At 62.9% G+C, this 23,724-nt stretch carries 22 protein-coding genes and 1 riboswitch; of the genes, 7 read left to right on the forward strand and 15 right to left on the reverse strand.

All coding sequences use genetic code 11. The annotated features are described in order from the left end of the window. Nucleotides 1-4 precede the first annotated feature (4 nt). From ABOC32_RS17975 to ABOC32_RS18005, 7 genes are all read right to left on the reverse strand, one after another. Nucleotides 5-958 carry a methyltransferase gene (locus ABOC32_RS17975; RefSeq protein WP_426808226.1) on the reverse strand — a complete coding sequence of 318 codons (954 nt, stop codon included), beginning with the start codon at nt 956-958 and terminating at the stop codon, nt 5-7. Continuing rightward, nucleotides 958-2,289: an iron-containing redox enzyme family protein gene (locus tag ABOC32_RS17980; RefSeq protein WP_426808227.1), complete on the reverse strand. Its 1,332-nt coding sequence runs from the start codon at nt 2,287-2,289 to the stop codon at nt 958-960. The genes ABOC32_RS17975 and ABOC32_RS17980 overlap by 1 nt, the downstream gene beginning before the upstream one ends. 18 nt (nt 2,290-2,307) lie before the next feature. Then, on the reverse strand, nt 2,308-2,505 hold the full coding sequence (locus tag ABOC32_RS17985) for a hypothetical protein (protein ID WP_016499655.1): 198 nt from the start codon (nt 2,503-2,505) through the stop codon (nt 2,308-2,310). Between the two features lie 60 nt (nt 2,506-2,565). Next, nucleotides 2,566-2,742, reverse strand: coding sequence for a general stress protein (locus ABOC32_RS17990; RefSeq protein ID WP_258651335.1), 177 nt, complete (start codon nt 2,740-2,742; stop codon nt 2,566-2,568). Nucleotides 2,743-2,889: 147 nt separating this feature from the next. Further along, the gene (locus ABOC32_RS17995; RefSeq protein WP_426808228.1) at nt 2,890-4,173 is read right to left on the reverse strand and encodes an NTP/NDP exchange transporter; all 1,284 of its coding nucleotides are present in this window, start codon (nt 4,171-4,173) and stop codon (nt 2,890-2,892) included. A gap of 4 nt (nt 4,174-4,177) precedes the next feature. Next, on the reverse strand, nt 4,178-5,089 hold the full coding sequence (locus tag ABOC32_RS18000; protein WP_426808229.1) for an aldo/keto reductase: 912 nt from the start codon (nt 5,087-5,089) through the stop codon (nt 4,178-4,180). 89 nt (nt 5,090-5,178) lie between these two features. Next, a complete protein-coding gene (locus ABOC32_RS18005; protein ID WP_426808230.1) occupies nt 5,179-6,039 on the reverse strand; it encodes a Dyp-type peroxidase in 861 nt (286 codons plus the stop codon). Between the two features lie 184 nt (nt 6,040-6,223). Between ABOC32_RS18005 and ABOC32_RS18010 the strand changes: the two genes are divergently transcribed. Continuing rightward, nucleotides 6,224-7,117, forward strand: a complete 894-nt coding sequence (locus ABOC32_RS18010) for a bile acid:sodium symporter family protein (RefSeq protein ID WP_426808231.1) — start codon at nt 6,224-6,226, stop codon at nt 7,115-7,117. Between the two features lie 225 nt (nt 7,118-7,342). Here ABOC32_RS18010 and ABOC32_RS18015 read toward each other — a convergent pair whose 3' ends face one another. Continuing rightward, nucleotides 7,343-7,810 carry a beta-carotene hydroxylase gene (locus ABOC32_RS18015; protein ID WP_258911904.1) on the reverse strand — a complete coding sequence of 156 codons (468 nt, stop codon included), beginning with the start codon at nt 7,808-7,810 and terminating at the stop codon, nt 7,343-7,345. 397 nt (nt 7,811-8,207) lie between these two features. Between ABOC32_RS18015 and ABOC32_RS18020 the strand changes: the two genes are divergently transcribed. Both ABOC32_RS18020 and ABOC32_RS18025 read left to right on the forward strand, forming a co-directional pair. Beyond that, the gene (locus ABOC32_RS18020) at nt 8,208-8,921 is read left to right on the forward strand and encodes an MgtC/SapB family protein (protein WP_016499648.1); all 714 of its coding nucleotides are present in this window, start codon (nt 8,208-8,210) and stop codon (nt 8,919-8,921) included. 17 nt (nt 8,922-8,938) lie between these two features. Continuing rightward, nucleotides 8,939-9,448: a GNAT family N-acetyltransferase gene (locus ABOC32_RS18025; RefSeq protein WP_426808232.1), complete on the forward strand. Its 510-nt coding sequence runs from the start codon at nt 8,939-8,941 to the stop codon at nt 9,446-9,448. 131 nt (nt 9,449-9,579) lie between these two features. Here the strand turns inward: ABOC32_RS18025 and ABOC32_RS18030 are convergent, their stop codons facing one another. Further along, complete coding sequence (locus tag ABOC32_RS18030) at nt 9,580-11,139, reverse strand: sensor domain-containing diguanylate cyclase (RefSeq protein WP_426808233.1); 1,560 nt, start codon at nt 11,137-11,139, stop codon at nt 9,580-9,582. Between the two features lie 152 nt (nt 11,140-11,291). Between ABOC32_RS18030 and ABOC32_RS18035 the strand changes: the two genes are divergently transcribed. Both ABOC32_RS18035 and ABOC32_RS18040 read left to right on the forward strand, forming a co-directional pair. Then, nucleotides 11,292-11,792, forward strand: a complete 501-nt coding sequence (locus ABOC32_RS18035) for a DUF4142 domain-containing protein (protein ID WP_426808234.1) — start codon at nt 11,292-11,294, stop codon at nt 11,790-11,792. An 8-nt stretch (nt 11,793-11,800) separates the two neighbouring features. After that, entirely contained in the window at nt 11,801-12,052 is a 252-nt protein-coding gene (locus ABOC32_RS18040) for a hypothetical protein (RefSeq protein WP_043201225.1), read from the forward strand. A 129-nt stretch (nt 12,053-12,181) separates the two neighbouring features. Here ABOC32_RS18040 and ABOC32_RS18045 read toward each other — a convergent pair whose 3' ends face one another. The 6 genes from ABOC32_RS18045 to ABOC32_RS18070 all read right to left on the reverse strand — a co-directional run bounded on the left by ABOC32_RS18045 (nt 12,182) and on the right by ABOC32_RS18070 (nt 18,828). Further along, nucleotides 12,182-13,180, reverse strand: a complete 999-nt coding sequence (locus ABOC32_RS18045) for a DNA-binding protein (RefSeq protein ID WP_426808235.1) — start codon at nt 13,178-13,180, stop codon at nt 12,182-12,184. Nucleotides 13,181-13,409: 229 nt separating this feature from the next. Beyond that, the gene (codA, locus tag ABOC32_RS18050; protein ID WP_426808236.1) at nt 13,410-14,651 is read right to left on the reverse strand and encodes a cytosine deaminase; all 1,242 of its coding nucleotides are present in this window, start codon (nt 14,649-14,651) and stop codon (nt 13,410-13,412) included. 4 nt (nt 14,652-14,655) lie between these two features. After that, a complete protein-coding gene (locus tag ABOC32_RS18055; protein ID WP_426808237.1) occupies nt 14,656-15,873 on the reverse strand; it encodes a PucR family transcriptional regulator in 1,218 nt (405 codons plus the stop codon). Beyond that, a complete protein-coding gene (gene codB, locus ABOC32_RS18060; RefSeq protein ID WP_426808238.1) occupies nt 15,870-17,135 on the reverse strand; it encodes a cytosine permease in 1,266 nt (421 codons plus the stop codon). Before codB ends, ABOC32_RS18055 begins: the two co-directional genes overlap by 4 nt. 386 nt (nt 17,136-17,521) lie before the next feature. Next, nucleotides 17,522-18,184 carry a thiaminase II gene (tenA, locus tag ABOC32_RS18065; protein WP_426808239.1) on the reverse strand — a complete coding sequence of 221 codons (663 nt, stop codon included), beginning with the start codon at nt 18,182-18,184 and terminating at the stop codon, nt 17,522-17,524. Then, complete coding sequence (locus ABOC32_RS18070; protein ID WP_426808240.1) at nt 18,181-18,828, reverse strand: TenA family protein; 648 nt, start codon at nt 18,826-18,828, stop codon at nt 18,181-18,183. Before ABOC32_RS18070 ends, tenA begins: the two co-directional genes overlap by 4 nt. Nucleotides 18,829-18,906: 78 nt before the next feature. Beyond that, nucleotides 18,907-19,021: riboswitch (TPP riboswitch) on the reverse strand. Nucleotides 19,022-19,272: 251 nt separating this feature from the next. Between ABOC32_RS18070 and ABOC32_RS18075 the strand changes: the two genes are divergently transcribed. Continuing rightward, nucleotides 19,273-22,668, forward strand: a complete 3,396-nt coding sequence (locus ABOC32_RS18075; RefSeq protein ID WP_426808241.1) for an Ig-like domain-containing protein — start codon at nt 19,273-19,275, stop codon at nt 22,666-22,668. Between the two features lie 61 nt (nt 22,669-22,729). Then, the gene (locus tag ABOC32_RS18080) at nt 22,730-23,713 is read left to right on the forward strand and encodes an SCO family protein (protein WP_426808242.1); all 984 of its coding nucleotides are present in this window, start codon (nt 22,730-22,732) and stop codon (nt 23,711-23,713) included. The last annotated feature ends 11 nt before the right edge of the window (nt 23,714-23,724 follow it).

Consider the following 23,724-nt stretch of genomic DNA (forward strand, 5'->3'; position numbering starts at 1 on the left):
TGCCTCAGCCATGACGGGTAACGGTAAGTGCCACGGCGGCAATGCGCTCGACCTGCTCGTAGCCCGGTTCGGCCAGTTGCTCGCCAAACACGTCAGGGTCGATCTCCCGGTACACCCACGTCCATTGTGGCCCGGCCAGGCGCAAGCGGATGGCTTCGAGCAAGGCATCGCGGCCTTCCACAATGGCCACGCCGGTGTACAACAGCAAGGTACCGTTCCGGCACAGGCGCTCACAGGCCTGCTCGACAATGCGCAGGGACAGCTCGGCGCCCAGCGTGCCGCCGCCATGGCGATAGGTGCGGGCGTTGCGGTCGAGCATATAAGGCGGGTTGGCGACCATCAGGTCGAACGTGCCGGTGATGCCGTCCAGCAGGTCGCTGGGCATGGCCGACACATTGCTTACCCCCGCGAGCGCCGCGTTGATCGTGGTATAGCGCAGCGCCAGGGGGTTGATGTCCACGGCACTGACCTGTGCATGCTGGGCGGCGCGAGCGATCAGCAAGGCGCCCACCCCAGTGCCGCAGCCGATATCGACTGCATGCTCGACCCGGGTGGGGCAATGCTGCAGGTGCTCGTGGATGACCTGCGCAAAGCGGTAGCTGTCCGGGCCGAAGAACACCGCATCGCGGGTATCGGTGGGGAATCCCGAATGCACCAGCAGCAGGTCATCCAGGCTGGACCAGCGCACCGCACTGCCCAGCAGTTCGCCCCGGGGCACCAGCACTTGCGCGTGCTCGAGCAACTGCAACTGGTCAACAGAGAGCAGGCCTGGGGCGAAAGGTCGGTTCCAGCCGAACACGTCACGCAAATTACTGGCCTGCCTGGCGCCTTCACGGGCATTGGCGCGGGTGTGGGTGGCGGGTGTCACGCAGGTAAAGCGGTAGCCATCGGCGCGCAAGCGCTGGCCCAGTTGCAGCAACGCCTGGTCGGCCTCGAGGTTTCTGGCAGCAAGCATCATCAGCGGGGTTCCTCCTGAAGCAGCCCGGTTGTGCGAATGTATGCGCGGGTCGCCGCCAGGCCCTCGGGGGTTGCATGCCGGTTGCCAACCATGCGCCCGATCAACGCTGTGGGTGCTTGCGCCGAGATCTCGCCATGCGGTTCGACATAGGCATCGGGCAGTCCCCAGCTGCCAGGCGGTACGCGGCGGATGGCGGGGTGCCAAGTGTCGGCGATCCAGTCATGCCACAGTTGTTTCTCATAGCTGTTGAACACGCCGAACATGGCCGCGGCGGGCCCTTCGATCAGCGCCCACCAGCGGCTTTGTGCCGGGTCCTGCCCTCGGCGAATCCAGCCCTGAGCCTGAAGCGCAGCAACGAACGCAGGCATGGCGCCGGGGGCCGCCAGCCATTGATTGATCGTGCGCTGTTGCAGGCGGCAATGGTCGCCATGCATGAACTGGCCATAAACCCGCTTGCGTTCCAGCGCCGCGAACAATTCATCCTGCAGGTCGAACTGGCGGATCAGGTCGGGCGCAGCACTACCCAAGTCGTTCAAACGATAGCCGTTGCGAACCCTCTCATAGAACGCTTGCTTGCCGTGCGCAGGGCTGAGCTGACGCAGCGCCTGGAGTGATAGCCGGGCATGGCCGCTGGCAGCGTTGTCGATGGTCACATGCAGCTGGAAGTAGTGGCCGTCGATGCCCAATTCTGCCAGCTCGTAGGTGGTGATCAGCAGGTGCAGCGGTGGCTGTTCGTAGCCCAGGTTGTAGCCAATGACCTCCGGCAGGTGAGTGTCGCAATGCTGCCCCAGGGCCAATTGCAGGCTGCCCTGAAGGTAACGTGTATCGTCCAGTGGCGTGGCCTCTACGCAGCCCAGGCGGGTGAGCAGGCGTTGGTAGATCAGCACATGGTTGCAACGCGGGTCACCGTTGCCGAGCTCTTCAAGATAGATACGGATCAGCCCTTGAAAACGTGGGTCCAGCCAGTGGCCCAGGGTGCCTTGTAACCAGGCACCGTCCACGGCTTTGGTCGGTGCCACCTGTTGCAGGAACCAGAGCGCGTGGGCCCGGTTGGTGAAGAACCGACGTGGTGCGCCCCGCCGGCGGTGTTCCAGATAGTCGGCGTAGGCAACCGCCACCTGGGCGGCGTGCCTGGTGCTCCAGGCCGGCAAATCCGACGGTGAGTCAGGCAGGTCATCCGGCAAGTTCGCAGCACGTGAAAGCTGCTCGTCGAGCCATGCAGCGCTGGCGTCATCGTGGCCTGCCAGCATTGCCTGATAACGCTGTTGCAGGCTGATACCCCCGGCCGCCAATGGCGCGGTTGCAGCGGTGTCGCGATTCATCACCGTCATGCCGTGCTCCTGGTGTGCTTACTGGCTCGGTTTCTGCCCCGGCATCGGTTCCGGATCGGGCGCAGGCTGCGGTGCCGGTTTGGTATCGGGTTGCTGCATCTGCAGCGATGGCTTGCTGGGGTCCGCATCCTTGCCCGGGTGGTCATTGTCGCGGTCAAAGCAGCCGCCGACCAAGGTCAGCGAGCCCATGAGGATGATCAGTGGAGTCAGTCGCATGGGTACTCCCCTTTTGGCTGATTGCAGTGCCAGGTCGCCCCGGCACTGCGCGTCGGTCAATTACGAGCGGCCGCCCTTGCGGCCCGACTCGTGCGGCATGTCCTTGCCGGAGGACTGGCCGCCCTTGCGTCCGGCTTCGGAAGCCTTTTCTTTATCATTGGCGAAGTTGCCTGGGTTCTTGTTACCGCCTTGGCTGCCTTGTTGGTTGCCGGTACGGCTGTTGTCTTTAGTGGCCATGGTGTTCAAACCTCGTATGACTTCGGAATGCACGGCAAGCTGCCGTACACAGGTTGGGAGTTCGGCGATATCGCGGGATTCGTTTTATTGCGAAGGGTTCGGACCGGTGGCATTAAATAAGCAGCAACGCCATATTTGGTGCACCAGTCAGTCGTGCGGCGGGTTATCCAGCTGGGCCTGGCGGCGGCCCAGCCAGCCACCGGTGGCGGCCCAGCCAAGGGCAATCAGCGCACCGATCAGCATCGCCAGTTGCGGGTGCTCACCCATCACATCCAGCGCACGCTTGACCCAGCCGCTCAGGGCATCGCCGCCTCGGTAGACCACGGTGTCGATGAAGTTCTTGGCCTTGTACTTGTCCTCGGCGGGCAGCACGGTGAACAGCATCTCGCGCCCTGGCCGCACCAATGCGTACTCGCCGGCCCGGCGCACCACCATCACCACCACGAAGACCGCGAACACCGGGGCCAGTGCCAGCCACAGGAAACCTGCAGCCATTACCAACGGCACCGCCACCAGCAACACCCCCACGCCCAACCGCCGGGCCAGACGCCCGGTGAGAAATACCTGAGTGAGGATGGCCAGGGCCTGCACCACCGTATCGATCAGGCCGAATACCTGGGTTTGCCGGGTGCGATCGGTGAAGGTTTCGCTGACGATGCGCGCCTGCTCGAAATACAGGAAGGTGCTGACGCTGGCCAGCAACACCACGAACAGGGCAATGCCCAACAGATACGGGGAACGCACTACGGCGGTAGCGCCGGCGAACGGGTTGCCGCCCAAGGGCCGCGAGCCCGCGCGCTCGGCCTGTTCTGGTAGTGGGTGGCGCAGTCGCCAGCGTTGCAGGAACAGAGCGGCACCGATACTGCCCAGCAGAAACGCCACCGCCAGCACCAGCAGCCCGGAATGGCCCAGCGGGGCCACCAGCAAGGTGCCAAGGATCGGGCCACTGAGCCCACCCAGGCTGGCCCCGGCGGCCAGCAGGCCGAACAGGCGCTTGCCTTGCTCGGTGGAAAACAGGTCGGCGAGCACGCTCCAGGCCAGCGAGATCGTCAGCAAGTTGAACACCGATAGCCAGATGTAGAAGGCTCTGGCGGTCCAGAGATCGTCCGGGTTGCCGGCAAACAGCGCCGCGAACAGCAACAGGTTGCTGGCGAAGAAACCGTAGGTCCAAGGCAGGATATGCCTGCGTTGCACCCTGGATGCCAGCCAACCGAACAGCGGCAGGCACGCCAGTGTGGCGATGAACGTGCCGGTGAACAGCCATTGCAGGTTGTCCACGCCACCGGCGACGCCCATGGTTTCGCGCACCGGGCGCAGCATGAAGTAACCGGTGAACAGCAGGTAGAACAGCAGCAAGCCGGCGATTACTGCTGGCCCCTCGCCGGGCTGAATGTTCAGCCCTTGGTCCAGGCGCCGCCGCCAGCCTTGCATGATGTCAGGCAAACTGCTTGATCAGCGCCTGTTGCTGCGCCTGGGTGAGCATGGGGTCATGCCCGGCCTTGAGCTGGTCGAGCTGGCGATCAGGGCGGCCGGTGGCGGGGATGACCGTGGTCACTGCCGGGTGGCTGATGGCGAACTTGAGAAACAGCTGCGCCCAGCTGCCAATGCCTGCCTCTGCTGCCCAGCCGGGTAACGCCAGGTCCTTGACCTTGGCGAACAGACGGCCATCGTCGAAGGCCCGGTTGATCAGCACCGCAACGCCCTTGTCCTGGCACAGCGGCAGCAGTTCGCGGGCGGCGTCGGGGGCATTGACCGAATAGTTGATCTGGATGAAGTCCAGCGGCTCGCTGCGCACGATGCGGGCGACTTCGTCCTGACCGCTGTTCAGGTAGTGAGTGATGCCGACATAGCGTGTTTTGCCCTGTTGTTTAAGCTCGCGGGCATAGGGCAGTTGGGTCTGCCAGTCACGCAGGTTGTGGATCTGCAGCAAGTCGACCTTGTCGGTGCGCAGGCTCTTCAGGCTGCCGGCCCATTGCGCTTCGGCGTCGGCCCGGCTATCGGCGGCGATCTTGGTGGCAATGAAGCATTGGCGGTGCCAACCGCCCTCTTCCAACAACTGGCCAAGAATGCTGTCAGCACCGCCGTAGTTGGGCGAGGTGTCGATCACCCGGCCGCCCCCTTCGAAAAACGCCTTGAGCACCGCTTTGAGCTGCTGATACTGGGCCGAGTCGGCTTCTACTTCAAAGCTGCCGGAAGTACCGGCACCGATCACGGGCAACGCCTCACCGGTGGACGGTACTTTGCGGGCCAGCAAACCCGCCGGGGCGGCGGCATGCAGCCAGGGGCAGGCGGCGGCCAGCAACCCCAGCGTGGCAGCTGTGCGTAGGACATCACGACGTGCGTACATGGAAAAGCTCCCGTCATGAATCGGAAACTTTCAAGGCTAGCCGCTCTACCCCGTGCTGGCAGGTGTTTCTGTATCTGGATGTTTAGTGATCAGGCCAGCAGCAGGCTCAGGTCTGCACCCGTCTCGCCCATCGGCGGGCACCAGTAATAGCCGCCGGTCAGTGGCCGGCTGAAGCGGTACAGGCCATCGATGATGCCGTCTTCCAGGCCGCTCATACGGCGCAGCTGTACTTCGAACGCATCGAAGCTGCGGCCCAGGGCTACAAAGGCCAGGCCGGCGCCACGCTGGTCAGCCCAGGCTACGGAGCGACGGACCATGAACGCCTCCGGCTCAAAGCTTTCCTGGGCGGTGCGCTTGACGTGTGCCGACTCGGGCGCATCGTCGAGCTCTTCGTTGTCGCTCAGCCGGCGGCCGATGATGTTGTCCTGGTCAGCCTGGGGCAGCGACTTGAAGTACTCCAGGTCGTGCTTCCACAGCTGGAACGCCGCAAAGCTGGAACCATCGGCAGCAATGGCCGCCTGCACGGCGTCTTCGTCCACTGGGTTTTCGGTGCCGTCTTCATAGCCGGTCAGGTCATGGCCGCCACGGTGCAGGAAGCCGTCAACGCTGTCCGTCAGACGCAGGGCTGGTGCCAGCGCCTGTTCCAGGGCCTGGGCACGCAGCAACAGGTCGCCACGCTCGTTACCGCGCAGCCACAGCCATAGCGCGTGCTGGGTGCTCGGGTTCTCCACGGCGGCATCCAGCAGCGGGAAAGCTCGCAGGCCAGGCACTGCACGGCCCAAGGCCTTGGCCAGCGGGGCACCGACGCCCAGGATCAGCTGGTCGCCATCGACCTGTGGCAGCAAGGCATCCAGAGCGGCAGGCAGCGCCTCGGGCGATTGCAGGGTGAAAAACAGGTGACGGGCATGGGCCGGCACCGGAGTGGCAAGCAGCCCTTTCTGGAACGGCATGACAGGCTAATCCTCGGTAAAAAACCGAATGCTACTGCGCCTGCAGCCCTACTGCAACGCGGCATACAGCCTTGGCAGTGGTCGCTCTAGGTAACAATCGGTTACCAAGAGGTGGCTCTTTGCGATTAGCTATCAATCAACGCCCGCCTACACTGCTCGAGGTCCTTCGCCCGAGAGCCTGCCCATGACCGCATCTCCCTTGCTAACCACCTTCCTGCCGCTCGCCTTGGGCATCATCATGCTCGGCCTTGGGCTGTCGCTGACCCTGGCCGATTTTGCCCGCGTGGTGAAATACCCCAAACCGGTGATGGTGGGCCTGGCCTGCCAGATCTTGCTGTTGCCGCTGGTGTGCTTCCTGATCGCTAACGGTTTTGGCCTGGAGTCGGCCCTGGCGGTGGGGCTGATGCTGCTGGCTGCCTCGCCGGGCGGCACCACGGCCAACCTGTTCAGCCATCTGGCCCATGGCGATGTAGCGTTGAACATCACCCTGACAGCCGTCAACTCGGTGATCGCGATCCTGACCATGCCGTTGCTGGTGAACTTGTCGCTGAACTGGTTCATGGCCTCCGACCAGGCCATTCCACTGCAGTTTGCCAAGGTCTTGCAGGTATTCGCCATTGTCCTGCTGCCGGTCGCACTGGGTATGCTGATTCGCCGCTACGCCCCTGCGCTCGCCGCACGCCTGCAAAAGCCAATGAAACTGATGGCGGCGCTGTTCCTGGCCTTTACCATTGTCCTGGCAATGGCCAAGGATTGGCAGACCGTGGTCGAGTACGCACCGGTGGTGGGCCTGGCTGCGCTGTTGTTCAACCTGCTGAGCCTGGCTGTGGGCTACTGGGTACCGCGCCTGTTGAACATCCCCAAACGTCAGGCAATTGCCATCGGCATGGAGATCGGCATTCACAACGGCACGCTGGCGATTGCCCTGGCGCTGAGCCCGTCGTTGCTGAACAACCCGACCATGGCGGTGCCGGCGGCGCTTTACAGCCTGATCATGTTCTTCACGGCGGCAGGGTTTGGCTGGTGGGTGAGCCGCGGGCATGTGGCCGCGCAGCCAGAGGGTGAAACCGCAAATTGATGGTGTCAGACCTGCGCTGCCCTTTGTGGGGGCAACTGTCTTGCACATCACTCAGGCTGCCGCATCACCCTGTAGGAGCAGCCTTGTGCTGCGAAGAGGCCATTGCAGCCGCAGATAGTCTTAAGCCTTACCGGCCTCTTCGCAGCGCAAGGCTGCTCCTACAGGGCTTGTGTTTGCCTTGAAATCAACGCAGGTTACCTGGGACCGAGTCAACCGTCTGGGTCGTTATTGCTGACCGCGCTCGCGCCGAAGCTGTTGCTTCAACACCTTCAACGGCGGCGCATAGAAAAACCCGAACGACACACTCCCCGTGCGCCCCTTCACCGCGTGGTGCAACTGGTGCGCACGGTGCAAGCGCTTGAGGTAGCGGTTGACCGGCCGTGGCGCGCGCGGCCAATGCCGGTGGAAAAACCCGTCGTGGGCCACGACATACAACATGCCGTACCCCGCCACCCCGCCACCAATCCACTGCAACGGGGCATAACCACTCTTGCCCAAGGCGACCAGCGCTGTGGCGATCAGCCCCAGGGCCACCAGGTACAGGTCGTTGGTTTCGAGCATGCCCAGGTGTGGCTCATGGTGCGAGCGGTGCAGCCACCAGCCCCAGCCATGCATGATGTACTTGTGAGCCAGCGTGCCAACGCCCTCCATGGCCACCAGGGTGCCGAACAATACGGCGAGATTGAACAGCATGGAACGGTCCGGTGGATGGCAAAGGGAGGCGCAAGGGTACCGGCTGCCCAGGTTTTTTTCCATGCGGGCATGACGGGTTGCAGGCCACCCACGGATGAAGCCATTGTCATGTTTTTGCCCTTGACCTGCTCTGCCACGCGGCGTATGGTCCGCGACGCAATTTTGCCTTCCTCAACAGGAGACCTGCCTTGGACAGTAGCCCCAGTCGCTTGCGACAGGCCCACGTGGCGCGCTAGCCCGGCAGTGTCCTGCACTGTCTGGCCGCCCTGGCAAGACGGTGGTTTCCTGTAACCCCCGCTTCTCCTCTCCTCCTCGTGGTCCTGCGCATTTTTCTGGTTTTTCAACCGCGCCAACTGATGGCGTTCATGCGGGCGTGTGCCTGCGGAAGAGGTTTGCTATGGATTGGAAAGTATTTCTGCTGCGCGTCAGCATTGCCCTGCTACTCGGGGCACTGATCGGTGCCGAACGGCAATTGCGTCAACGCCTGACCGGGCTGCGCACCAATGCGCTGGTGAGTACCGGTGCCTGCCTGTTCGTGCTGATGACCCAGGCAGTGCCGGGCATGGCGCCTGCCGATGCGTCGCGCGTAGCCGCCTATGTGGTATCGGGCATCGGCTTTCTCGGTGGCGGTGTGATCATGCGCGACGGTTTCAACGTGCGTGGCCTGAACACCGCGGCCACCCTGTGGTGCACGGCTGCGGTCGGCGTGCTGTGCAGCCTGGGGCTGTTGCTGGAGGCCGCACTGGGTAGCCTGGTGGTGCTATGCGCCAATATCCTGCTGCGTGACATCGCCCAGCGCCTGGACCGTCAGGACGTGGTGCCGGCCAGCGAGGTGGAACAGCACTTCGAAGTGCGCATCGTCTGCCGCGCCGAGGACGAAATCCAGGTGCGCAGCCTGATGCTGCATAGCCTGGGCGATCCGCAGCTGCGCTTGCAGTCACTGCAGAGCGAAGACCTGGACACCCCTGCGCGCCTGGAAGTGCGCGCCGAACTGCTGGGCACCGCGCAGGCACCGGCGCAACTGGAGCGGCTGGTCAGCCGGGTAAGCCTGGAAAAAGGCGTAAGCTCGGTGCGCTGGCAATTACAGCCGCAGGTGTTGGCGGCGGACTAGAACGACAGGAGTGATTCATGCTTATCCGCCCTACCCTTGAACGCGATGTTCAATCCCTGCCGGAGGTCGAGCGTTCGGCAGCTCAGGCTTTTGTCGGCTGGCCGGCGCTGGCCTGGCTGGCCCAGGGTGATGTGATGGATTGCGCGGCACACAGGGCTTTCGTCGAGGCAGGTGGTAGCTGGGTGGCTGAGGAGCCTGCTCGGGGCATTGTCGGGTTTGCATGTGCCCGGCTTGTGGGCCAGGCACTGCACCTCCATGAGATATCGGTGTGCCAGGAGGCCCAAGGCCAAGGTGTCGGGCGCCGATTGCTGCAACAGGTGGTAAATGCTGCCCGCTGCGCCGGGGTGCGCGAGCTGACGTTGACCACCTTTGTCGATGTGCCCTGGAATGCGCCGTTTTATGCACGGTTCGGGTTCGAGGTGATCAATGAGGGGCTGCTGGGCGAGCGGCTCCAGGGCATTCTTGCCAGCGAGCACGCTCACGGCCTGAAAGGGCGTTGTGCAATGCGCCTCTGCGTTACGCGTTAGCCTTTGGGGCTGCTTCGCAGCCCATCGCGACACAAGGCCGCTCCCACAGATACTGCATAGGCCCGAAGCCTGCGCGGTCCCTGTGGGAGCGGGCATGCCCGCGAAGAACCCAGCGCGGTGGATGGCACCGGCTATGCCTGCACCACACTCCCCGCCACACAGTACCCATCCCGCCCCTGCTGTTTGGCCTGGTACAACGCACGGTCCGCCGCCGCAACCAGCGCCTCGGTGGCCACCCCCTCCCGCGCCGGGTCGCCCACCGCGATCCCCGCACTGAACGACACCCGCCCCAACGGGCTGCCGGCATGCTCCATTGCCTGTCGGCGCAACAGCAGTTGCAGCTCCTGTACCAGTCGCTCAGCCCCGCGGCCATCGGTATCGGGGAGCAACAGCGTGAACTCCTCACCGCCATAGCGCACAGCCAGGTCAGCAGGCCGTTTCAAGGCCTGTTTCAGCACCTCGGCAAAGCGCCGCAGGCACTGGTCGCCTGCGGGGTGACCGTAGCGGTCGTTATAGGCTTTGAAGTAATCCAGGTCGAGCATCACCAGCGCCAGCGGGTAGCCCTGCCGACGTGCCCGACGCAACTCTGATTCGAGTACCGCATCCAGCCGCCGACGGTTGCCCAGCCCAGTCAGGCTGTCGGTCAAGGCCAGTGCTTTGAGCGTCTGGTGCGCCTGGACCAGCGCCCGCTCGATGACGATACGCTCGCGCAACTGGCGCAGCACCACGCCGCCAAACGCCCCCAGCCCCAGCAGCAACAGCAGCATGACGGACATCGATTTGATCGCATCATGCAGCCAGGGCTCGACAATCGAATCGCGCGACAGGCCTGCCTCCGCTACCAGCGGGTAGCTGGACAACGCGCGGTAGCCATAGAGCCGCGGTGTGCCATCGATCACGGCGACCGCCTCGACTACACCTTCTGCGGCATACGGCAACTGGTTACGGAAGACCTCGCTGTTGGCCAGGCTGCGGCCAATCACCTGTTCCGCGAACGGGCGCCGTACCAGGATGGTGCCGTCACGCTTGGCCAGCACCAGTGCGCCGCGCTCGTCGATCTTGAAGTCGCCGTAGTAACGCACGAACCACTCCACTTTGATGGTGCCCAGCAGTACGCCGGCGAAGCTGCCATCGGCATACTCCAGGCGCCTGGATATGGGAATGATCAGGTCGCCGGTAGAGCGGCTGCGTACCACCGAACCGATATGCACACCCCGGTCGGTGTGGTTGCGATGGTAGGTAAAGTAGTCGCGGTCGGCGTTATTGGCGTTGGGCGGGATTGCCGCCTGATCAGTGACAATCCAGCTTCCGTCCGGGCCGTAGACGAACAGCCCGTGCAACTGCGGCATGATGCTTTTCTGTTGCGCCAGCAAGGCATGCAGGCGCGGCCGGTCGATGTGATCAAAACCGTCCCCTTCCAGGCGCTCGGCCAGGGTTGCGGTAATGGCGTCGACCTGGCGGATCGAATCCTCGGCATGCTCCGCCGTGGCCCGCACCAGGTTGCTGACCATGTTCTCGGCATTGGCGTAGACGTTTCGGTAATCTCGCCAAATGCGCCAGCCTTCCACCAGGACAAACGCCAGCATCACCACCACCATGAACGCCAGTACCAGGCGGAAAAGCGCGACGGCGCGGCCCTCGCCCGTTACCGCGATAAGCCCGTCGTCATCGTGTTTCCTGGCTGCGCACATTGAAGTCCCTGGCCATACCGCGTTTGCCGGCTTTCACTATAGATCAGTGCCGCACAGTCGAAAACGGCGGCAAAAAAGATTAAACCTTTGCCCCACCCTTACCCTCAACCGTACGCGACACTGAGGTCGCGCCACGGTTTAAGGAGTGGAGCATGAGCAATCTCTTCATAAAGCGCGTTGGTTTCTCCATGGTGTTGGGCCTTGCGTCGGTACATGCACTGGCGGCGAGTTCCGATGATTTCGTCGATGCGGCTACCGAAGCCGGCATTGCCGAAGTGGTCACCGGCAACCTGGCCAAGGAAAAAAGCCAGAATGCTGATATCAAGACATTCGCCCAGCAAATGGTCACTGATCACACCCAGGCCAACCAGAAACTCGGCGACATCGCCCGCAAGCTGGATATTTCCGTTCCGGATGAAGCAGCCATGACCGACAAGGTCAAGAAAATGATCCTGGAATGGCGTGATGAATCATTCGACAGGTCGTACCTCAACAACCAGGTCGACGCCCACGAAAAAGCGGTGGAACTGTTCAAGAAAGAGGCCGCATCGTCTGACAAGGCCGAGCTGAAAGCCTTCGCCAGCGAAACCCTGCCCAAACTCGAGCAGCACCTGGAGCATGCCAAGGCGCTTCAGGCCAAGCACGCCAAGTGAGGTTATAAATGAGCAACGATGCATTGAAGACCGAAGTTCTTACCCGCCTGCTGCATTCGCACCCTGAAGGCCTGGGCAAGGAGGTGCTGGACAACTACCGCGGCGAGAAGGCGGTGGCCGGCGTGCTGAAAACGCTGCAGGAAGCAGGTTTGATTCACGACGGCAGCGTGGTGGTGGGAAGTGACCACCAGATCAGCGTGCACTACCCGATAAAGCTGTCGGCGGCGGGTGTCGAAGCAGCGCGACAAGCCGAATCCTGAGTAATCGCCCTTTGTAGGAGCGGCCTTGTGTCGCGATCGGGCCGCAAAGCGGCCCCAACAATTCAGCCGCTAGAGCAGATGCCGTGGGGCCGCTTTGCGGCCCGGTCGCGACACAAGGCCGCTCCTACACTAACCGCGTTCACTTTCTGCAAATACAGCCAGTTGCGTCCGACACTGCGCCAGGGCCTCATCACGCTCCTTGAGCTGCTCCTCAAAACGCTGCAATTGCCGCGCTTGTTCGGCGCACAGGTCTCGTCTGTCCTCCAGACTCTGCGCCTGCACATCAAGCTGCCGGCGCATTTCCTCGCTGGCGCCCTGAACCTGGGCCAGAATCGTGCGCAGGCCCTGAATCTGCGCTTCGCGCTGCTCCAGCATCTCGTTCTGCGCCCGGCACTCGCTGGCGGCCTGGCGGTGTTCACCCAGCAAACGCTCGTTATCGCGGTGCAGGCGGGTCAGTTCATCCTGTTTGACGATCATGCCCTGCTGCAACTGGCGCACTTCCACCTGCATCTGCTGCAACTGCGCTTCGTGGCGGCGCTGCTCCTGCTCGCGCTGCTCACGGCTGGCATTGCGGTAGTGCTCCAGGGCATCGCGGGCATGGCGGTGCTTGTCTTCCAGCGACTTGACCTGTTCGTCCTTGTCAGCCAGGCGCACCTGCATCTCGCCCAGTGACTGGTTGAGGCTGGCACTGCGCAGCTGTTCGGCCTGCAGAGTGCTTTGTGTGGACAGCAGCTTTTCTGTCTCGGCGGCCAATGCCGCTGCATCGATCTTGTGTTGCTGGTGCGCTGCAGCCAGCGCCTGCTGGGCAATCTCCAGCTGCGCTTCAAGCGTTTCCCGCTGTTGAGTGAAGGTGCTTTCGGCCTGCTCGATCGTCAGGTCGGCCTCGTCCTGCAATTGGGTTGCCAGTTGCCCGACCAGGCGGCTCAGCACATCGCTCAGCGCGGCGCCGCCTTCGGAAGCCACCGGCTGCTGGCCGTTCAACTCCTTCAGGTAGCGGTGAATCGTGGTCTTGGAGCCGGTATTACCCAGCTCGATACGTATGGCATCGATGCTGGGGTTCTCGCCCCGGGCAATCAGCGCCTGACGCGCCTGCTGCACTACCACCTTGTTGATACCGCCCCGGGCCATGCTTGCTCCTACGATTTTGTACTGTGTTATGTAACATGTAATTACGTACTAATTATGGCGATATCCAATCACGCCTGCAAACACTTCCTCACATGGAATAATCACGGCTTATCGCATGTTATAGGGTGAAATTGCCCAGACAGAGGCGAGTAGCTGTACGACATAAAGCAAAACGCCCCGCCAGGCCCAAGGCCGACGGGGCGTTTCAAGTAGGAGCGTGACGTGAGGGTCAGAGCGCGCGCTTAACCTGCGCCGGCGTACGCTGCATCAGCACCTTGCCATTGCGTACCGACACCAGTGCATGCCCCTGGGTACGGACCATTTCGTAATCGTCAGGTGCCGACAACAGCAACAGGTTCGCCGGCCGCCCCACCTCGATGCCATAGCGCTCGCCCAGGTTCAGGGTGCGGGCGCTGTTATCGGTGATCAGGTCCAGGCAACGCTGCAGATCTTCGTAGCCGAGCATGTGGCAGATGTGCAGGCCGGCTTCAAGAATGCGCAGGATGTTGCCATTGCCCAGCGGGTACCACGGGTCGACGATGGAGTCCTGGCCAAAGCACACGTTCATCCCCGCACGGTCGATCTCTGCCACACGGGTCACGCCACGGCGTTTGGGGTAGTTGTCGAAGCGCCCTTGCAGGTGAATGCTCTCGGTCGGGCACGACACGAAGTTGATGCCCGACAGTTTGAGCAGGCGGAACAGCTTGTAGCAGTAGGCATTGTCATACGAGCCCATGGCCACGGTATGGCTGGCCGTCACCCGGGCACCCATGCCGCGCACCCGGGCTTCCTCGGCCAGCACTTCCAGGAAGCGTGATTGCGGGTCATCGGTCTCGTCGCAGTGCACGTCCACCAGGCAACCGGTACGTTCGGCCAGGTCCATCAGGAACTTCACCGACGATACGCCCTGGTCGCGGGTGTTCTCGAAATGCGGAATGCCGCCGACCACATCGGCGCCAATCGCCACTGCTTCGGTCATCAGCGCCCGGCCGTTGGCGTACGACTCGATGCCCTCCTGCGGGAAGGCGACAATCTGCAAGTCGACCAGCTCGCGTACTTCATCACGTACCTCGACCATGGCCTTGAGTGCGGTGAGTTTCGGGTCGGTCACATCGACGTGGGTGCGCACATGCTGGATGCCGTGGTCCACCAGCATGCCGATGGTCCTTTTCGCGCGGGTTTTGATGTCCTCGTGGGTAGTGATTTCCTTGCGCTCGGCCCAGCATTCGATGCCTTCGAACAAGGTGCCGCTCATGTTCCATCGGGGCTCGCCGGCCGTCAGTGTGGCGTCGAGGTGAATATGCGGCTCGACAAAGGGCGCCACCACCAGGTTTTGCCCTGCGTCCAGGTCAGGGGCAGCAACGGGCGCCACCCCCTCGGCCTGGGGCACGATGGCAGCAATGCGCTCGCCGTTCAGTTCGATGCGGAACAGGCCAGGCTTGCCGCGCAGGCGTGCGTTGAGGATGTTCATGCTGTTACTCCTTGCCGTGGGCTTCGCTCATGCGCCATACCAGCATGGCGACCGAAGCATTCATGCGAAAAAGCGGGTCATCGATGGACTGCCCGCTCAGTTGTTCGATGCGCTGGATGCGCTGATTGATGGTGTTGCGGTGCAGCCCCAGGCGCTGCGCAGCCTTGAGCCCGTTGCCGTTTTCCATCAGCAAGGCATCGAGGGTGTGCACCAGGGCATTGGCCTGCTTGCGCCCAGGGGCGATCAAGGGGCCGAGCGTACGGCTGACAAAATCGTCGATCAGCGAGCGATCAACGATGCCTTGCAGCAGGCGCAGCACGCCCAGTTCGCTGAAGTTGCAATAGCCGTTGGCCGGTCGCAGGTGCTGCGCTACGTCCAGGGCCTGACGTGCCTCGGTGAGGGCCTGGCGATAGTGCGCACAATCGTCGGCGAGGCTCGACAAGCCCATGTGCAAACTCAGCTCACCTGTCGCGGCCTGCAACTGCCGGTAAAGTGCTGCCAATGTTTCGGGCAAGTCGTGGGTATCGGCCAGCAATACCACGAACAGATCGCCCGGCAACTGCGCGGTAACGCTGCCTGGTCGTTGGCGGCACCAGGCTTCGAGCTGGTCTTCCAGGGCCTGGCGGGTAGCTTGCCAGGTACGCTCGCCGTGGGCCAGCCCGTGGCGCTCGAACAAGCCATCCACGCCCGCCAGGCGCAAAGCCAGCAAGCGCCGCGGCGCGTCCAGAGCCAGTTGCAAGTGCGTCGCCCGCTGCCGGGCTATCGCCAGGCTCGGGTAGTCGCCAGTGAGCAACTGGCCAAGGATGTCGTGGCGCGAGCGGCGTACCTGGCTCATCTGCACCAACGCCGTGCCAATCAGGTGGGTGACCACCACCATCTTCAGCGCATACGGCTGCTCGATCAGCGGCAGGCCAAGTTGCTCGGCTCGCGCGATGACAGGCGCCGGGACGCTCTGGATAAAGCTGCCGCCGGTGAGGATCACCATGCCGGCGATGCCCACGGCGTCGCCGTCTTCCACCAGGCTCAGCAGGTTGGCCTCGCCCCGTGGGTGGTTGATGCCGGTGACAAACACCAGCTCACCGCCCATTACCCATTCGGCGATGCCTTCGTTTTCCGCCACATATGGCCAGCGCACCCGCCGCTGAAGGTTGCGTGCCCCGGCCAGCACACGCATCTCGTGCAGGCCAGGCAAATGCAGGATCTCGTCCAGCGCCAGGCTCACGGCTCGACACCCGCCTGGCCCGGCGCCCGGCGGCGGGCGCCCAGTTCGAGCATGACGATGTAGCACAGGGCCGAGGCGCCGATACCCACCAGCGGAGCGACCCACGGCGAGGCGTACGCCAGTACCGCGCCCACCGCATAGGCAAATAGCCCAATGAGGTTGTAGCGTGGCAGGCTTGCAGCGCCCAGTGCCGGGTACTGGCCGCGGTGGCGATACCAGAAGTCAGCCATGATCACCCCGCCCACCGGTGGAATGATCGAGCCCAGCAGCACCAGGAACGGGATCAGCATTTCGTACATGCCACCAATCGCCAGCACAATGCCAACCCCGGCCGCCACCAGCGTTGCCGTGCGCCGGCGCTCACTGCGCAACAAATGGCAGGCGGCCGCCGACACGTTGTAGATGGTCGGCCCCTGGATGGTCCACAGGTTCAGGCACAGCATCACCACCGCCGCGAACGACAGGCCCTGCAGCATCATCACCTCGACAATATCGGCCTGCTGGTAAACCATCGCACACCAGGCACCGGCCACCACCATCAGGCCGTTGCCAAGCAGGAATGCCACCACGCTGGCGATCACCGCCACCCGGCCGCTACGCGACAGCCGTGTCCAGTTGGTAGCTTGGGTGGCTCCACTGGCGAAGGTGCCGAACACCATGGTCACCGCTGCCGAAAAGGTCATGGTTTCGTGCGGTACTACGGCGGCCAGGCCGGCAAAGCCACCGGCATCGCGGGTGGCGATGTACATCGACACCAACAGCAGCACGAACATCAATGGCACGGACACGCGCGACAGCACGTCCAGCCCCTTGAAGCCGATGATGGCAGTAATGCTGAAACCCAGCCCGAACAACACCATCAACGGTACGCCGAAACCTTCCGCCAAGCCCAGTAGCTTGACCAGCACGATGGCCACCGTGGCCGTACCCCAGGCGTACCAGCCCAGTTCAGCGAAACCCAGCAGGAAATCCGAAAGCCGGCTACCCGCCTCACCGAAACAGAAGCGCCCCATCAACACGGTATTCAGCCCGCTGCGCGACGCGATGAATGCCAACGCTGCGGCATACATCGCCAGCAGGCTGTTGCCGACGGTGGCCACCCACAACATGTCGACAAAATTGAAGGCCATGCCCAACTTGCCGCCGGCGAACATCGTGCCGGTGAAAAAGGTAAAGCTGAACAGGACCATCGCAATCGGCAGCAGGCCCTTGCGGGCAGACTTCGGGGCTTCGCTGAGGGGAAATTCGCTGGGTGAGCTCATTGCACGGGGCTCCGGGTGGTAGTTGGGAGCTGGAAGAGCAATATGCGGGCCGCTTTTTCGAGGGCCGAAACCCGGAATCAAATCGGGCAGGCAGCCCAGAAGGGAATGTGCACTGTGAACATTAAAGTCGCATTTCAGCGTTATGAAGGTGTGCTGAACGACTTATTTTGAGGCATTCATGCACCAAAGCGGGCTTGGGCTGGGTAGGATTCACCCAGCAAAGCTTGCGCGATTACCAAGGCTACCGCTCACCCTGTAGGAGCAGCCTTGTGCTGCGAAGAGGCCATTAAGGCTAAAGATGATCTTCGCCTGCAATGGCCTCTTCGCAGCACAAGGCTGCTCCTACAGGGCTGTGTTTTCCTTGAGATGCGGGTCAGGTGGGCGGCTTACACCCCGTCCAGGCCCATCTGCCAGAAATCCGCCTCCAGGCTGGACGCCTGGCCGAAAATCCCCACCAACTCGGCAAACCGCTGCTCGGTCATGCTCCGCGCTGCCAGTTCATCCAGGTGCTTGCGCGCTGCCGCCGCCACCCCCTGGTAGCCTTCACCGGCATACTCGCCAATCCACTCGCGGTACGGGTGGTTGCTCAAATCGCCAATCCGCTCGGCCAAGGTCCGGCCGATCTCGGCATAGCCAATCACGCAAGGCGCCAGCGCCACATGCAGCTCCAACAGGTCGCCGGCGGCGCCACAATCCAGCACGTAGCGGGTGTAGGCCACCGTGGCCTGGTGCTCTGGCGCGGCCTCGATGTCCGCCTGGGTCAGCCCCCAGCGCGCGCACAGGCGCACGTGCAGGTCGGTTTCATCCAGGATCGCTGCCAGCCCGGCCTGCGCCGCGCGGATATCTGCCGGTCGACGGCTCTTGTAGGCCGCCAGTGCCCAGGCACGGGCGAACTGGATGAGGAACAGGTAATCCTGTACCAGGTAAGTCCGGAACGCTTCCTCACTCAGCGTGCCCTCGCCCATCTGCCGCACGAAGTCATGGTCTACATAGCTGTGCCACTGTTGCGTGGCAGCGGCCTTGAGGCGCTCGAAGATATCCATGCTCATTTGCCCTCCGGGTAGACGGCATCGAAGAAGGCCAGCTCCAGCGCAACGGTGCGCTGGTAGAAGTCATTTGCCAGTGAGGCTTCCTGCGGGCCGACGCGGTCCAGTTCTGCCTGCAGGAAGGCGACGAAGCTCTGGAATGCCGGGTTGTCGTGCAGGGTGATCCACTCGGCATGGATGAAGTTGTCCGGCATCGGCTTGGGTGCCTTGAGTGCCCAGTCGAGGTAAAGCCCTTCGGCAACATTGAGCACTGCCAGCGCCGCTGCATAGGAGCGGGTCGCTGCCGCTTCACGCATGATCGCCTTGAACCCTGCGGTTGGCACTGTATCGGCGGGTGCGCTGCGTTGTGCGGGGCTCACATCCAGCGCCTCGAAGGCACGCAGGAAGTAAGTGTTCTCATCGCTGGAAATCATCCCGGCAAAGCGGCCGAAGCGCAGGCGCGCCTCGAACGTATCGGCAGTGGCGATGGCCGCGCCCAGCAAGGTCAGGAAACTGTCGAGAAAGCGATGGTCCTGCACCAGGTAGTCGACCATGATCGGGTCCGGCAGGCTGCCGTCGCACAATTGGGTCACGAAACGGTGGCCAACGGCCGCCGACCAGGTCGGCTCGCTCTGGCGGCGCAGGGACTGGCTGAAACGTTCGGTCATGTTGCTGTCCTTGATGAAGGTGACAGCGAGACCTTGGCAGTTGACATGGACGGGCCTCGCAGTGAGGCCGGCAAAAAGGCAGGTTACAAGCCCCATCCCTTCGCCGGCATGATCCGGATCAGGTTCGAAGGGTCACCGCGCTGCTGCTTGCAGCGGTTTCTCAGCCCTTTGCCGGGCTCCCCTTGGTGGCGAACAGGTATACCCCAGCGGGTCGGGGCTGTCACGCCCCAATCCACCCAATCGGTGGGCATTGGGTCACCCGCTTGTGGGGACTTATACCCATTCTTGACGCCCCGTTATTTAGCGCACATCAGGCGCCACAAGGATTTGTTTAACAAAGCATTACTGAAAAAATTGTTGGCACAGCCGTTGCTCGAGGCCTTTTACCGGGCAAAACGCCATTGATGGCTTGAAGCCATACAGCCGCGAGCGAGGCACAAGGCAATGAAAACACCTGCCGTGATCCACCCTACCAGGCACGCATTCCAGCTAACTTCGGTCACTGCGCTGATGGTCAGCCTCGGACTGATCACGGCCATGGCCTCCCCCCTGGACGACAACAGCCAGCCGTCGCCGACCGACCCCTCGGCCTATACTGACCAGCCGGCCGACCCGACCCCGGACTTGCTCAACCTCAACACGCTGCCAGAAGCCAACCAAGGCTCGCTGGAGCTGATCAATGGCGCGTACGGCGACCGCAATACGGTGCGTACCGACAACGTGCTGCCGCCCGCCTTGCAAACCTCGGACAGGTACCCCACCAACGGCAAACCCAGCCCGTTGTTCGGTGCGCAACCCTTCACCCAGCAACTGCTGCTGTTCGAAGAATTCGGGCCAGAAAAGCTTGACCCGAGCACCCCGCCGCCAGAACTGACCTTTCCCGTACCCACCTTGGGCGCGGCTCCTGCACAGGACCCCAATGTGGTGGCGCGCAGCGGGCCAAGTGGCACGGCCCTGGAAGCGTTCCTCAAGCAACCGGGCCTGTACCCGTTCCCGACCCAGTACGCCAACGTGCTGGACCGCAACCCCTGGAAAGCGCAGATCGAGATGTTCCTCAACCGCCAGCCTGTCGGTTCGCCTGCCGAAGGCCGGCCACCAGGAAAAGGCTGGTCGCACCAGCGCTGGAACGAGTTTTACCCGCAGGCGGCCTTCAAGACTGCGCAAGCCGGTGCGCGCATCAACCTTGGCCTGCGCGACCGCAAACAGCTGCACAACTATGCGGTCGGCGAGTTCGCACCCGGCGGCCTGTACTACCAGACCTCCGACATCCCGACCACGCTGGGCACCACTAAAGGCATCGATACCCGCTTCCACCCGAACATGCCCTTGCAGAACCACAAGTCGCTGTGGACATTCGACGGCACCTTCCCGGCCAAGCTGCTGATGGTGCGCTACGGCCAACCGATCCTGATGCGCCATTACAACGCCCTGCCGATCGACCCCTCGGCCAACGGCGGCTTTGGCCTGCATACCATCTCCACCCACGAGCACAACGGCCACTCCCCGGCCGAGAGCGATGGCTTTGCCAATGCCTACTTCTTCCCCGGCCAGTACTACGACTACCGTTGGCCGGTGCAACTGGCCGGGTACGACACCATCAACACCCGTGCCCAGGACCCGCGTGCGGCCTTCCCCTGCGCACCGGGTGAAACCCTGTTCGTCAACGACGGCACGCCGGGCCTTAAAACCTGCCAGAACGGCAGCATCAAGATCCGCGGTGACTGGCGTGAAACCATGAGCACCCACTGGTTCCACGACCACATGATGGATTTCACGGCGCAGAACGTCTACAAGGGCAACGCCGTGATGATGAACTACTACAGCGCCCTGGACCGCGGTAACGAGGCCCTGCAGGACGGCGTCAACTTGCGCTTCCCCAGCGGTTCGGGCATGCCGTGGGGTAACCGTGACTATGACGTCAACCTGATGGTTGCCGACAAGGCCTGGGATGCCAATGGCCAGCTGTGGTTCAACCCGTTCAACACCGACGGCTTCCTCGGTGACCAGATCCTGGTCAACTGGCAGTACCAGCCCAGGCTCAAGGTGCGTGCACGCAGCTACCGCTTCCGCATCCTCAACGGATCGGTATCGCGCTACTTCAAGTTTGCCGTGGTGCGGGAAATTGCCGGCACCAGCGGCGAGTTCAAAGGCCCGTCCGGCTCCAACCTGTCGTATGCCCGGGTGCCGTTCCACATGATCGCCAACGACGGCAACATCATGGAACACGCCGTGCCATTCGACGGCACCCTGGACCTCAACGGCGACGGCAACCTGCAGGACAACAACGGCATCCTGCCGCTGCAAGGCATTGCCGAGCGTTACGACATCATCATCAACTTCGCCAAGAACGGCATCAAGGCGGGCGACAAGCTGTACTTCGTCAACCTGGAGGAGCACCGCACCGGCAAAGGCCCGGAAGGTGCCATTTCGCTGGCCGACGTGTTGTCGGAAAAATACAAGGCGGTGATCAAGCAGACCAGCAAAGGCCCGCAATGGGACAAAGGCGACCCCGCGGTCGGCAAGTTCCTGCAACTGCTGGTGCAGCCCTATACCGGCCAGGACGTGAGCATGGACCCGGTGGCCTATGAGCCCGCCAAGCCAGGCAAGGCCGCTGGGCTGAAAATGCTGCCGCTGACGGTTGACCGCAACTCGACTGCCGACCTGGCCAAGATCAAGGATGCCCGCCACCGCGAGTTCATCTTTGGCCGCTCCGACGGTACCGACACCACCCCCTGGACCATCAAGACCGATGGCGGCTTTGGCTACAGCATGGACCCACGACGCATCAGCGCAGCGCCGCAACTGGCCAACCAGTCCACCGACGGCGGTTTCAGCGGCGACGGCACCCTGGAAGTGTGGAAGATCAAGAACGGCGGCAATGGCTGGAGCCACCCGGTGCACGTGCACTTCGAGGAAGGCGTGATTCTTAGCCGCGACGGCAAGGCCCCGCCAGAATGGGAAAAATGGGCCCGTAAAGACGTGTACCGCATCGGGCCGGATGCCGACTCGTCGGAAGAAGTGGAAATGGCCATCCGCTTCCGCGAGTTCGCCGGTACCTACATGGAGCACTGCCACAACACCCAGCATGAGGACTCGTCGATGCTGCTGCGCTGGGACATTGAGCACCCAGGGCAGTTCCAGGTGATGCCGACCCCGCTGCCAGGATGGGATGGCGTGCAATACATGGCGTCGGTGGGCCTGCCGACCTTCCGCACCAAAGGCCATGACGACAACGACGACCCGGCCAACAAACCACCGGTCGCGGCCAATGACAGTGCAGCCACTACCGCTGGCAAGCCTATCACCCTGAACGTGCTGGCCAACGATAGCGACCCGGACGGCAACGTACCGCTGACCGTGACCGGCCTCAGCCAGCCGGACTCTGGCCAGGGTGCCGTCAGCACCGACGGCACCACGGTGACCTACACCCCACCAGATACAGTCGCTGCGCCGTTCACCGCCAGCTTCAACTATACGGCTCGGGATGCCAAGGGTGCCGAGTCGGTGAATCCGGCCACGGTCAGCATCGCGGTCAGCCCAGCGGCAGCAGTCGACCAGATCCAGGTCACCAGTGCCACGGTGCAGGTGCGCAGTGGCAACCGCTACACCTGGGACGTAGCGGGCACCACTTCGGTGGCTACCGGCAACAGCATTACCGTGACCGCAGCCACCACCGGCGGCCCGCTGAATCTCGGCAATGCCACGCTGACGGCGGCCACTACCGGCGCTCGCTGGAAGTTGTCGGTGACCACCACGGGTACTGGCCCGGCAACGCCGGCGACCATAACCGTGAAGTCAGCGCTGGGGCAGAGCGTCACGGTGCCGATCAGCATCAAGTAATGCGGGCGTGAAACCGGGGCCGCCGTGCGGCCCCTTTTACCCAAATAACGAGGATCGCATCATGCCCGGCTCATGGCGTCTCCTGCTGGTACTCGCGGTATTCGCCGCCAGCATCCCGTACTGGCCACTGCAGCCGAAGCAACCGGTGGCCGAGGAAGCTGCAAGCCCTTGGGGCGCCAACTACTTCCCCAACATTCCCCTGCTCACGCAGGATGGGGAGAAGGTGCAGTTCTTCGACGACCTGATCAAGGACAAGGTGGTCGCCATCAACTTCATCTTCACCGGCTGCACTGACTCCTGCCCGGTGGAAACCGCGCGCCTGCGCCAGGTGCAGAAGATTCTGGGTGACCGGGTCGGCAAGGACATATTCCTCTATTCCATCAGCATCGACCCCTACAACGACACCCCCGCCACCCTCAAGCGCTATGCCGAAAAATTCGGCATCGGCCCTGGCTGGACGCTGCTCACCGGCGAGCCCGACGACATCGAGCAATTGCGCCGTAGCCTGGGGCTGTGGATCGAAGGCCTGGAAAACGGCCGCTCCAAGGACCACAACCTGAGCCTTATCATCGGCAACCAGGCCACCGGCCGCTGGATGAAGGCCTCGCCCTTCGAAAGCCCGTACATCCTCGCGGACCGGCTGGGCAACAGCCTGCACAACTGGAAGCAGGCCAGCGCCATGAGCAACGACTATGCCAAGGCCCCCGAGATACGTTCGCCCAGCAGTGGCGAGCAGATTTTCCGTACGCGTTGCTCGTCCTGCCACACCTTGGGCAACACCGAGCCAGGCCAGCCAGGTATCGGCCCCGACCTGCTGGGCGTAACCCGTCAGCGTGACGCCAACTGGCTGACCCGCTGGTTGAAGGAGCCCGACCAGATGCTGGCCGAGAAAGAACCTCTGGCCATGCTGCTGTATGAACAATACAACCGCCTGGCCATGCCCAACATGCGCCTGGGTGATGCCGAAGTCAGCGCATTGATGAGCTACATAGAGGAAGAAACCGCACGCTTGCAAACACCCGTCGCGAATAGGGGAAACCCTTAAAGGCGATTGGC

This window comes from Pseudomonas sp. WOUb67, assembly GCF_050058005.1.
GTDB classification, from domain to species: domain Bacteria; phylum Pseudomonadota; class Gammaproteobacteria; order Pseudomonadales; family Pseudomonadaceae; genus Aquipseudomonas; species Aquipseudomonas putida_R.

What these genes read in the sequence shown, in the direction of transcription:
- ABOC32_RS17975 (WP_426808226.1), bottom strand. Translation starts at nt 958, where the DNA reads ATGATGCTTGCTGCCAGAAACCTCGAGGCCGACCAGGCGTTGCTGCAA.
- ABOC32_RS17980 (WP_426808227.1), bottom strand. Translation starts at nt 2,289, where the DNA reads ATGACGGTGATGAATCGCGACACCGCTGCAACCGCGCCATTGGCGGCC.
- ABOC32_RS17985 (WP_016499655.1), bottom strand. Translation starts at nt 2,505, where the DNA reads ATGCGACTGACTCCACTGATCATCCTCATGGGCTCGCTGACCTTGGTC.
- ABOC32_RS17990 (WP_258651335.1), bottom strand. Translation starts at nt 2,742, where the DNA reads ATGGCCACTAAAGACAACAGCCGTACCGGCAACCAACAAGGCAGCCAA.
- ABOC32_RS17995 (WP_426808228.1), bottom strand. Translation starts at nt 4,173, where the DNA reads ATGCAAGGCTGGCGGCGGCGCCTGGACCAAGGGCTGAACATTCAGCCC.
- ABOC32_RS18000 (WP_426808229.1), bottom strand. Translation starts at nt 5,089, where the DNA reads ATGTACGCACGTCGTGATGTCCTACGCACAGCTGCCACGCTGGGGTTG.
- ABOC32_RS18005 (WP_426808230.1), bottom strand. Translation starts at nt 6,039, where the DNA reads ATGCCGTTCCAGAAAGGGCTGCTTGCCACTCCGGTGCCGGCCCATGCC.
- ABOC32_RS18010 (WP_426808231.1), top strand. Translation starts at nt 6,224, where the DNA reads ATGACCGCATCTCCCTTGCTAACCACCTTCCTGCCGCTCGCCTTGGGC.
- ABOC32_RS18015 (WP_258911904.1), bottom strand. Translation starts at nt 7,810, where the DNA reads ATGCTGTTCAATCTCGCCGTATTGTTCGGCACCCTGGTGGCCATGGAG.
- ABOC32_RS18020 (WP_016499648.1), top strand. Translation starts at nt 8,208, where the DNA reads ATGGATTGGAAAGTATTTCTGCTGCGCGTCAGCATTGCCCTGCTACTC.
- ABOC32_RS18025 (WP_426808232.1), top strand. Translation starts at nt 8,939, where the DNA reads ATGCTTATCCGCCCTACCCTTGAACGCGATGTTCAATCCCTGCCGGAG.
- ABOC32_RS18030 (WP_426808233.1), bottom strand. Translation starts at nt 11,139, where the DNA reads ATGTGCGCAGCCAGGAAACACGATGACGACGGGCTTATCGCGGTAACG.
- ABOC32_RS18035 (WP_426808234.1), top strand. Translation starts at nt 11,292, where the DNA reads ATGAGCAATCTCTTCATAAAGCGCGTTGGTTTCTCCATGGTGTTGGGC.
- ABOC32_RS18040 (WP_043201225.1), top strand. Translation starts at nt 11,801, where the DNA reads ATGAGCAACGATGCATTGAAGACCGAAGTTCTTACCCGCCTGCTGCAT.
- ABOC32_RS18045 (WP_426808235.1), bottom strand. Translation starts at nt 13,180, where the DNA reads ATGGCCCGGGGCGGTATCAACAAGGTGGTAGTGCAGCAGGCGCGTCAG.
- codA (WP_426808236.1), bottom strand. Translation starts at nt 14,651, where the DNA reads ATGAACATCCTCAACGCACGCCTGCGCGGCAAGCCTGGCCTGTTCCGC.
- codB (WP_426808238.1), bottom strand. Translation starts at nt 17,135, where the DNA reads ATGAGCTCACCCAGCGAATTTCCCCTCAGCGAAGCCCCGAAGTCTGCC.
- tenA (WP_426808239.1), bottom strand. Translation starts at nt 18,184, where the DNA reads ATGAGCATGGATATCTTCGAGCGCCTCAAGGCCGCTGCCACGCAACAG.
- ABOC32_RS18070 (WP_426808240.1), bottom strand. Translation starts at nt 18,828, where the DNA reads ATGACCGAACGTTTCAGCCAGTCCCTGCGCCGCCAGAGCGAGCCGACC.
- ABOC32_RS18075 (WP_426808241.1), top strand. Translation starts at nt 19,273, where the DNA reads ATGAAAACACCTGCCGTGATCCACCCTACCAGGCACGCATTCCAGCTA.
- ABOC32_RS18080 (WP_426808242.1), top strand. Translation starts at nt 22,730, where the DNA reads ATGCCCGGCTCATGGCGTCTCCTGCTGGTACTCGCGGTATTCGCCGCC.